Below are 9,019 nucleotides of genomic sequence, written 5' to 3'. Positions count from 1 at the left end.
CGGAAGCTAAGCCTGCCAGCGCCGATGATACTACCCAACCCGGGTGGAAAAGTAGGACACCGCCGAACACACATTAAAAGAAAGGCCCCCCATTCGTGGGGGGCCTTTCTTCTTTCTTACCGCTTTTTGGCGTCTTTGGTATTCGTTGTTTTTGATTGTTGTTTCCGATCGGCACATTCGGCGGTCAAACCGTGACGGGTGCCAGTGCGCCGCACTAGGGTTCACGCCATGGAGCACGACATGGAGTACGACTATGACGTCGTGGTGATCGGGTCGGGGTTCGGCGGCAGCGTCGCCGCGCTGCGCCTGACCGAGAAGGGCTATCGCGTCGCGGTGCTCGACATGGGGAAACGCTGGCAGCCCAGCGATTTCCCGCCGAACAACTGGCACGTCCGCAAGGCGATGTGGGCGCCGAAGCTCGGCTGCTTCGGCCCGCAGCGGCTCACCGTACTGGGCAAGACGTTCATCGCCAGCGCCGTCGGGGTCGGCGGCGGCTCGCTGATCTACGGCAACACCCTCTACCGGCCGCTGGAGCACTTCTACACCGACGCCCAGTGGGCCCATATCACCGACTGGCACGCCGAGCTGGAGCCCTACTACGACCAGGCCGAGCGCATGCTGGGGGTGACGCCGACACCGCACGTCACCCCGGCCGACGAGGTGCTGCGGTCAGTCGCCCGCGATCTCGGTGTCGAGGACACCTACCACCCCACCAACGTCGGGGTGTTCTTCGGCGACGAACCCGGTGTCACGGTCGCGGACCCGTTCTTCGGGGGCGCCGGGCCGGCGCGCGCCGGATGCATCGGCTGCGCCCAATGCTTCACCGGGTGCCCGCACAACGCGAAGAACACCACCGAGACCAACTACCTGTATCTGGCCGAACACGCCGGCGCGCAGATCTTTCCGCTGACGATGGTCACCGACGTGCGTCCCCACGGCGACGGCTACGCCCTGAGCACGGTGCGCACCGGCCGCTGGGTGCGCACCCAGCGGCGCGAGATCACCGCCCGGCAGGTCGTCTTCGCCGCGGCGTCGCTGGGCACCCAGCGACTGCTGCACAAGCTGCGCGACACCGGCTCGCTGCCGCACCTGTCGCCGCGGCTCGGCGAGCTGACCCGCACCAACTCCGAAGAGGTGCCGGTCGTGATGGCACCCGACCGCGACGACTTCGCCCAGGGCGTGGCGATCACCTCCTCGATCCACCCGGAGGCCGACACCCACGTCGAGGTGTGCCGCTACGGCAAGGGCTCCAACCTGCTGTCGATGATGGGCACCCATCTCGTCGACGGCGGTCCGTGGCGGTTCGCGCGACTGCTCCTGATGATCCTGCGCCAACCGGGCCTGCTGGTGCGCAGCATGTTCCCGCGTCGGGCCTCGGAGCACTCGATCATCATCCTGGTCATGCAATCGCTGGACAATTCGCTGACCACCTACCTCAAACGCGGCCTGTTCGGTCGCCGGATGACCACCCGCCAGGGGATCGGGGAGCCGAACCCGGATTGGATCCCGATCGCACACGACATCGCCCGCCGGATGGCCGACGAGGTCGACGGTTTCGCCGGGGGTACCTACCTCGACGCGCTGAACATCCCGCTGACAGCGCATTTCATCGGTGGATGCCCGATAGGCGAGTCCGCGCAGACCGGTGTCATCGATCCCTACCAGCGGGTGTACGGCCATCCGGGCCTGCACATCACCGACGGGTCGGCGATCACCGCCAATCTCGGGGTGAACCCGTCGTTGACGATCACAGCCCAGGCCGAGCGCGCAATGGCGTTGTGGCCCAACAACGGCGAGCCCGATCCGCGTCCCGCTCTCGGTGCCCCGTACCGGCGCATCACACCGGTGCCGCCCAAGCATGCCACGGTCCCCACCGACGCTCCCGGGGCATTGCGCCTCCCGCTGACCCCGACGTAGGGCAGAATCGCGTTCATGCGTGTATTGGTCACCGGCGGAACCGGGTTTGTGGGCGGCTGGACGGCCAAGGCGATCGCCGACGCCGGCCACCAGGTCCGGTTTCTGGTGCGAACCCCGGCGAAGCTGGAGCGCACCGTGGGCCGCCTCGGGGTCGATACCTCCGATTACGCGGTCGCCGACATCACCGATCGCGCGGCGGTGCGCGCGGCGATGAGCGGTTGCGACGCCCTGGTGCACAGCGCGGCCCTGGTGGCCACCGACCCGCGCGAAACCGCCCACATGCTGCAGACCAACATGGGCGGCGCCCAAAACGTGCTCGGCCAGGCCGTCGAGCTCGGGTTGGATCCGATCGTGCACGTCTCGAGCTTCACCGCCCTGTTCCATCCCGGGCTGACGACCCTGACCGCCGATCTGCCGGTGGTCGGCGGCGCCGACGGCTACGGCCAGTCCAAGGCCCAGGTCGAGATCTACGCCCGCGGCCTGCAGGACGCCGGCGCACCGGTCAACATCACCTATCCCGGCATGGTTCTCGGCCCACCCGCCGGGGACCAGTTCGGCGAAGCCGGCGAGGGCGTCAAGGCGGCGTTGGCCATGCGGGTGATCCCCGGCCGCGGCGGCGGCTGGCTCATCGTCGACGTGCGCGATGTGGCGACACTGCACGCCGCGCTCTTGGAGCCCGGGCGCGGTCCGCGCCGCTACATGGCCGGCGGCCACCGGGTGTCGGTGACCGAGCTGGCGGCGCTGCTGGGCCGCACCGCCGGGATCCGGATGCTGGCGGTGCCGGTCCCCGACATCGCCCTGCGGACCGCTGGCACGATCCTCGACCAGGCCGAACGGTGGCTGCCGATCGACACGCCGTTCACCGCCGCCGGCATGCAGTACTACACCCAGATGCCGGCATCCGACGATTCCCCCAGCGAGCAGCAGCTGGGTGTGGTCTACCGTGACCCAGCCGACACCCTCGCCGATACGGTGGCCGCGCTGTAGGGGCGCGTCCCGGCGGTCGCCGTCATCACGGTTCGTCCGGCGGTTCCTCGTGCTGTTCGGGTATCGGGGCGCGGTCGAGCCAGCGGCGCAGCCGCAACAGTTGGCTGCCGATCAGCCCGAGCGCCACCAGCGCCAGCACCACCCAGATCGCGACGGTCATCGTCAACCTCCGTAGAGGGCCGCGGACAGGGCAGCGGACTCAGTCGAACAGCAGTGCATGGCTGTGCCGTTTCTCCAGATCCAGCAGGAACCGTTTGCGGTCGACCCCGCCGCCGTAGCCGGTGAGGCTGCCGTTGGCGCCGACGACGCGATGACAGGGCACGATGATCGAGATCGGGTTGTGCCCGTTGGCCAACCCGACGGCCCGCGCCGCGCCGGGGGCCCCGATCTGCTCGGCGATCTGGCCGTAGGAACGGGTCTGACCGTAGGGGATCGTCTGCAGCGCCGACCACACCCGGCGCTGAAACTCCGTTCCCACCATGTCGATTTCCAGGTCGAAGGCGGTGAGGTCACCGTCGAAGAATGCGGTGAGCTGGTCGACGGCGGCGGGGAAGGCGGTGTCGTCGCGGCGCCAGTCGCGGCGGTCGGGCTCGTAGGTCTGCTCGACCATCCGTAGATGCTGCAAGGCCCTATCGGTGCCGGCCAGCGTCAACGGGCCGATCGGACTGTCGACGGTGCGGTAGCGGGTCATGCGCTCTCCTTTGCGGGCTCCGTCGGGGGCCAGGTGTTGACCTCATGGTCCAGGCTGGCCCACAACTGCTGGGTGGCATAGGACCGCCACGGTCGCCACCGCCGGCTGTGCGCGCTCAACGCCGCCGAATCTACCGGCAACCCACAACGACGCGCAGCGGTGCGCACCCCCAGATCGGTGAGCGGGAAGGCGTCGGGGTCACCGAGGGCGCGCATCGCGATCACCTCGGTGGTCCACGGGCCGACGCCGGGCAGCCCTTGCAGATGGTGGCGCGCCCGGTCCCAGTCGCAGCCCGCGTCGAGCACCAGGGCGCCGGAGGCGAGCGCGCCGACCACCGCGCGCACCGTGCGCCGCCGCGCCCCTGGCAGCGCCAGATCGGTCTCGGCGATCTCAGCGAGCTCGGTCACGGTCGGAAACGTGTGCGTCAGTCCGCCACCGGGATCGGTGACCGGGCGGCCGTACCCGGCCACCAACCGTGCGGTGTGGGTGCGAGCGGCTTTCATCGACACCTGTTGGCCCAGCACCACCCGCACCGCCAGTTCGGCCTCGTCGACCGTGCGCGGGATCCGCTGGCCGGGTGCGACGGCGACCAGGGGTTCCAGCCGCGGATCCTCGCGCAGCACCGCGATCACCGCCTCCGGGTCGGCGTCCAAATCGAGCAGGCGCCGGCACCGTGAGATCGCCGCACCGAGGTCACGGAAATCCACCAGCTCCAACCGACAGTCGACGTGATCGGGTGCCGGCGTCAACGCCACGACACCGGCACCGTGCGGCAACCGCACGGTGCGCCGAAAAGCCCCGTCGCGCACCTCTTCGCAGCCGGGCACCGCTGCGGCGGCGAGATGACCGAACACCGCGGCATAGGCGAAGGGCGGGCGCACAGCCAGCCGCAACCGCAGCGCACCCGAACCGCGCACGCTCTCATGGCCCCGCCCGGCGGCGCGACGACGCAACTCGCCCGGGCTGGCCCGGCAGACCTCACGCACGGTGTCGTTGAACTGACGAATACTGGAAAATCCTGCAGCGAAAGCGATCTCGCTCAACGATAGGGCAGTGCTCTCGATGAGAACGCGTGCTGTCTGCGTGCGCTGCGCCCGTGCGAGGCTCAACGGCCCCGCTCCGACCTCGGTCTGCAACAGCCGCTGCACATGCCGGGAGGTGTAGCCGAGCCGGGCCGCCAGTCCGTCGACTCCCTCACGTTCGATCACACCGTCGGCGATGAGGCGCATCGCGCGGGCCACCACGTCGTCGCGCACGTTCCACTCCGGCGATCCGGGCGCCGCATCCGGTCGGCAGCGCTTACACGGCCGGTATCCGGCCCGTTGCGCCGCGGCCGCCGTGGGCAGAAACGACACGTTGCGGGCCAGTGGTCTCGGCGCCGGACAGCTCGGCCGGCAGTAGATCCCGGTGGTGCGCACCGCGGTGACGAACCAACCGTCGAACCGCACATCCTTGGATTGCACGGCACGGTAGCAACGGTCGAAATCCTCGTGCACTCTTCGACAATGACAGCTTCGCCGCCCCCGCGCTAGCGGAAAACCGACATCGCTGTGCCCACGGCGCCGCACGGCGGTGATCCACGGCGTTTCACCGGGTGCGACGGGGGGAATCGGCGTAGGTTGGCAGAAGACCGAGATGGGTGACGAACCGAGGAGGTCCGATAACTACATCCTGGCCCGAGACCGTGGCGCAGGCCCGGCGACTCCGTCACGACCTGCACCGCCGTCCCGAAACCGCGTGGGCGGAACACGAGACGGCCGCCACCGTGCGAGAGATCCTCGACACCGCGCAGATCCACTGGCGGCGCTGCGCCGATACCGGCACGGTCGCCACGCTGGCTCCGCAGGCGAGCGGACGGCATGTGGCGCTGCGCGCCGACCTCGATGCGATGCCGATCGCCGAACAGACCGGTCTTCCGTACACCTCGCAGATCGACGACACGATGCACGCCTGCGGTCACGACGGACACACCGCCACCCTGGTGGCCGTCGCCCACTGGCTCAGCGCGCACCGCGACGCCCTGCCCGGTCCGGTCACCTTGCTGTTCCAACCGGCCGAAGAGGGTGGCCACGGCGCCGCCCGGATGATCGAGGACGGCGCTCTGGCCGCCCCCGACCCGCGAGCCCCCGCGGTGGATGTGATCTTCGGGTGGCACAACTGGCCGGCGCTGCCCTACGGTCTGGCGCTGTGCCCCGACGGCCCGGTGATGGCCGCCAACGGCACCTTCGGGGTGGAGTTGCACGGCCGCGGTGGGCATGCGTCCCAACCGGAGGCCACCCGCGACCCGGTGCTGGCGGCCGCCGCAGTCACCGTGGCGTTGCAGCAGGTGGTGGCGCGCAGGCTCGCCCCGCAGGCACCCGCGGTGCTGGCGGTGACCTCCCTGGAGGCCATCTCGGCGGCCACCGTGACCCCCGATCGTGCCGCACTGGCCGGCAGCATCCGGGTGCCCGATCTGACCGTGCGCGACGAGGTTTTCGCCGCTATCGAGCAGATCGCGACCGCCACCGCCGCGGCCTACGGGGTGCACGCCGAGGTCAACACCGCCGCGCGCTATGGCGCAACGGTGAACCACCGCGAACCGGCCGCGGAATTGCGGGCCGCACTGCATGCGACGTTCGGCACCGGATGGGATCGCCACGCCGTCGGCGCCCCGGTGATGGCCTCGGAGGATTTCAGCTATTACCTCGAGCAGATCCCGGGGGCGTTCGCCCTGATCGGCGGCGGTCCCGCCGCACCGCAGCGGACGGCGGCGCTGCACAGCGCCCACTACGACTTCAACGACGCGCTGATCGACCCGGTCGCGCGGCTGTTGATCGCCCTCGCCGGCGCACCACCGCCGCCGGCGCACGACATCACGGCGAGCTAACCCACCCATCCCCACCCATCCCGAGGAGGAGACACATGGACACCAGCGCATTCGAGAACTACGAATCAGAGGTCCGCTCGTATTGCCGGTCGTTCCCGACGGTGTTCACCTCGGCGTCGAACGCTCGGCTCACCGACGAGGACGGCCGTTCCTACATCGATTTCTTCGCCGGCGCGGGAGTGCTCAACTTCGGCCACAACGATCCGCGGATGAAACAGGCGCTCATCGAGTTCCTGCAGGCCGACGGAATCGCGCACGGGCTGGACATGTACACCAGTACCAAACGGGAATTCCTCACCCGGTTCCACGACGTGATTTTGGCCCCCCGCGGTATGGACTATCGGATGCAGTTCACCGGCCCGACCGGCACCAACGCCGTGGAGGCCGCGCTCAAGCTGGCCCGCCTGGTCACCGGGCGGCGCGAGGTGGTGGCGTTCAGCCACGGCTTTCACGGCATGACGTTGGGGTCGCTGTCGGCGACCGCCAACGAGGCGTTCCGGCGCTGGGCGGGGGTGCCGTTGCGCGATGTGGTGCGGTTGCCGTTCGAGACCGCCCCCGGCGGCAAGACCGCGCTCGCCGATTACGCCGCCGCCCTGGCCGACGGCTCCAGCGGCCTCAGCGCGCCGGCGGCGTTCCTGGTGGAGGTCGTGCAGGCCGAAGGCGGGGTCAACGTCGCCAGCAGCGACTGGCTGCATCAGATCCAGGACCTGGCACGCGATGTCGGTGCGTTGTTCATCATCGACGACATCCAGGCCGGGGTGGGCCGCACCGGCAGCTATTTCAGCTTCGACGACATGGGGCTCGACCCCGACATCATCACCCTGGCCAAGGGGCTGGGCGGCTACGGGACTCCGATCGCGGTCACCCTCAACAAGCCCGAACACGACGCCCATTGGGGCCCCGGCGCGCACACGGGCACATTCCGCGGACAGGGCCTGTCGATGGTGGCCGGCACGGTCGCACTGGAGTATTTCACCGACGACACGCTGATGACCGCCGTGGCGGCCAAGGGGGAGACGATGCGCGATGCGCTCGCCCACATCACCGCCGCGCATCCCGACCGCGACTGGGAGGTCCGCGGGCGCGGCATGATGCAGGGACTCGACGTCGGCGACGGTGCACTGGCCAAGGCCGTGCAGGAGCACTGCTTCAACCACGGATTGCTGGTGGGGCCGTGCGGGTCCGGAGGCCGGGTGCTCAAGCTGATCCCGCCGCTGACCATCCCCGACGAGGACCTGGCCGAAGGCCTGCAGATCCTGACCGACGGGGTCGCCGCGGCTGCGAAGGGGGCCACGGGCGCATGAAGATCCGCGACGACATGACCTTCGAACCGGCCGAATACCAGCGTCGGCTCACCGAGCTGCGCGAACGCATGGAACGCCGCAACCTCGACGCGGTGGTGATCACCGACCCGGAGAACCTGATGTACCTGACCGATTATCAGACCACCGGGTACTCGTTCTTCCAGGCGCTGGTCGTTCCCCTCGACGACGAACCGGTGATGATCACCCGCGAGATGGAGGAGTCCAACGTCCTCGCACGGACCTGGGTGGAACGCACCCGGCCCTACCCCGACACCGGTGATGCGATCCAGGAGTTGGTGCTCACCCTCAAACAGATCGGGTTGGGCACCAAGCGGGTCGGCTATGAACGCAACAGCTATTTCTTCCCCGCCTACCAGCAGGACCGGGTGCACACCTCGTTTCAGCAGGGCGTGCTGATGGACTGCTTCGGCATCGTCGAGGCCGGCCGGGCACGCAAATCCGACGCCGAGATCGCGGTGATGCGCCGGGCCGCGCGGGCCGCCGAGGCCGGGATGGCCGCAGGACTGGAGGCCGCGGTGCCCGGCAACACCGAGAACGATGTCGCCGCGGCGATCAGTGCAGCGATGTTCCGCGCCGGCGGGGAGTTCCCGGCCGTCATGCCCTATGTCACCTCCGGTCCGCGCACGATGATCGGGCACGCGACGTGGGAGGGCCGCACCATCGAGCCCGGTGAACACGTCTTCCTCGAGGTCGGCGGGTGTTATCGGCGCTACCACACCGCGTTGATGCGCACCGTGGTCAACGGCGAATTGAGCCCGTCGATGCATCAGGCACAGGAACGGATGAAGTTGGCGCTCGCCGAACTCCGGTCCTTGATGGGCCCGGGGATGACGGTCTCCGACGCCGACTCGGTGGTGCGCCGCATCATCTCCGACAACACCGTCGACGGCCGGTTGATCACCCGGTCGGGGTATTCGATCGGGATCGCGTTCCCGCCGTCGTGGGACGAGGGCTATATCTTGAGTCTGAACCCGGGCGATTTCACCGCGCTGGAACCCGGCATGACCTTTCACATCATCCCGTGGATGTGGGGAGTCGACGGCGACAAGACCGTCGGGATCTCCGACACCCTGCGTATCACCGACCACGGCTGCGAATCGTTTTTCAGTCTCGGTGAGGACTTCACCGTCCACGAGCACGGCGTCGGTGCGGAGACCACCGGCGGGCCGACGGTGCTCAGCGCGGTCTCCGACACCGAAACGGCGGAAAACCCCGCTCCCTGAACACCATCGA

At 69.0% G+C, this 9,019-nt stretch carries 8 protein-coding genes; 5 read left to right on the top strand and 3 right to left on the bottom strand.

The genetic code is table 11. The features are described 5' to 3' along the window. Positions 1 to 240: 240 nt before the first annotated feature. Both B8W67_RS16505 and B8W67_RS16500 read left to right on the top strand, forming a co-directional pair. Positions 241 to 1,917 carry a GMC family oxidoreductase N-terminal domain-containing protein gene (locus B8W67_RS16505; protein WP_085305064.1) on the top strand — a complete coding sequence of 559 codons (1,677 nt, stop codon included), beginning with the start codon at positions 241 to 243 and terminating at the stop codon, positions 1,915 to 1,917. A 15-nt stretch (positions 1,918 to 1,932) separates the two neighbouring features. Continuing rightward, a complete protein-coding gene (locus B8W67_RS16500; RefSeq protein WP_069390995.1) occupies positions 1,933 to 2,904 on the top strand; it encodes an SDR family NAD(P)-dependent oxidoreductase in 972 nt (323 codons plus the stop codon). Between the two features lie 25 nt (positions 2,905 to 2,929). Here B8W67_RS16500 and B8W67_RS21580 read toward each other — a convergent pair whose 3' ends face one another. From B8W67_RS21580 to B8W67_RS16490, 3 genes are read right to left on the bottom strand one after another with little or no spacing between them, the layout of a single operon-like run. Continuing rightward, positions 2,930 to 3,064 carry a hypothetical protein gene (locus B8W67_RS21580; RefSeq protein WP_264033322.1) on the bottom strand — a complete coding sequence of 45 codons (135 nt, stop codon included), beginning with the start codon at positions 3,062 to 3,064 and terminating at the stop codon, positions 2,930 to 2,932. Positions 3,065 to 3,103: 39 nt separating this feature from the next. After that, complete coding sequence (locus B8W67_RS16495) at positions 3,104 to 3,595, bottom strand: methylated-DNA--[protein]-cysteine S-methyltransferase (protein ID WP_085305057.1); 492 nt, start codon at positions 3,593 to 3,595, stop codon at positions 3,104 to 3,106. Then, positions 3,592 to 5,091 (bottom strand): DNA-3-methyladenine glycosylase 2 family protein, encoded by a 1,500-nt coding sequence (locus B8W67_RS16490; protein ID WP_085305055.1) that lies wholly within the window; start codon positions 5,089 to 5,091, stop codon positions 3,592 to 3,594. Before B8W67_RS16490 ends, B8W67_RS16495 begins: the two co-directional genes overlap by 4 nt. A gap of 143 nt (positions 5,092 to 5,234) precedes the next feature. On the opposite strand from B8W67_RS16490, the gene doeB2 reads away from it, so the two are divergent. From doeB2 to doeA, 3 genes are read left to right on the top strand one after another with little or no spacing between them, the layout of a single operon-like run. Beyond that, entirely contained in the window at positions 5,235 to 6,461 is a 1,227-nt protein-coding gene (gene doeB2, locus B8W67_RS16485; RefSeq protein ID WP_234806797.1) for a N(2)-acetyl-L-2,4-diaminobutanoate deacetylase DoeB2, read from the top strand. A gap of 35 nt (positions 6,462 to 6,496) precedes the next feature. Then, on the top strand, positions 6,497 to 7,765 hold the full coding sequence (locus B8W67_RS16480; RefSeq protein ID WP_085305053.1) for an aspartate aminotransferase family protein: 1,269 nt from the start codon (positions 6,497 to 6,499) through the stop codon (positions 7,763 to 7,765). Further along, positions 7,762 to 9,009: an ectoine hydrolase gene (gene doeA, locus B8W67_RS16475; RefSeq protein WP_085305051.1), complete on the top strand. Its 1,248-nt coding sequence runs from the start codon at positions 7,762 to 7,764 to the stop codon at positions 9,007 to 9,009. The genes B8W67_RS16480 and doeA overlap by 4 nt, the downstream gene beginning before the upstream one ends. Positions 9,010 to 9,019: the final 10 nt, after the last annotated feature.

This window comes from Mycolicibacillus koreensis, assembly GCF_002104795.1.
Taxonomy (GTDB): Bacteria; Actinomycetota; Actinomycetes; order Mycobacteriales; family Mycobacteriaceae; genus Mycobacterium; species Mycobacterium koreense.
Note: the sequence above shows the minus strand (reverse complement) of the source record. Positions and strands in the feature narration are given on the sequence as shown.

Excerpts from the sequence above, each read along its gene's own strand:
- B8W67_RS16505 (WP_085305064.1), top strand. The coding sequence starts at position 241 with ATGGAGTACGACTATGACGTCGTGGTGATCGGGTCGGGGTTCGGCGGC.
- B8W67_RS16500 (WP_069390995.1), top strand. The coding sequence starts at position 1,933 with ATGCGTGTATTGGTCACCGGCGGAACCGGGTTTGTGGGCGGCTGGACG.
- B8W67_RS21580 (WP_264033322.1), bottom strand. The coding sequence starts at position 3,064 with ATGACCGTCGCGATCTGGGTGGTGCTGGCGCTGGTGGCGCTCGGGCTG.
- B8W67_RS16495 (WP_085305057.1), bottom strand. The coding sequence starts at position 3,595 with ATGACCCGCTACCGCACCGTCGACAGTCCGATCGGCCCGTTGACGCTG.
- B8W67_RS16480 (WP_085305053.1), top strand. The coding sequence starts at position 6,497 with ATGGACACCAGCGCATTCGAGAACTACGAATCAGAGGTCCGCTCGTAT.
- doeA (WP_085305051.1), top strand. The coding sequence starts at position 7,762 with ATGAAGATCCGCGACGACATGACCTTCGAACCGGCCGAATACCAGCGT.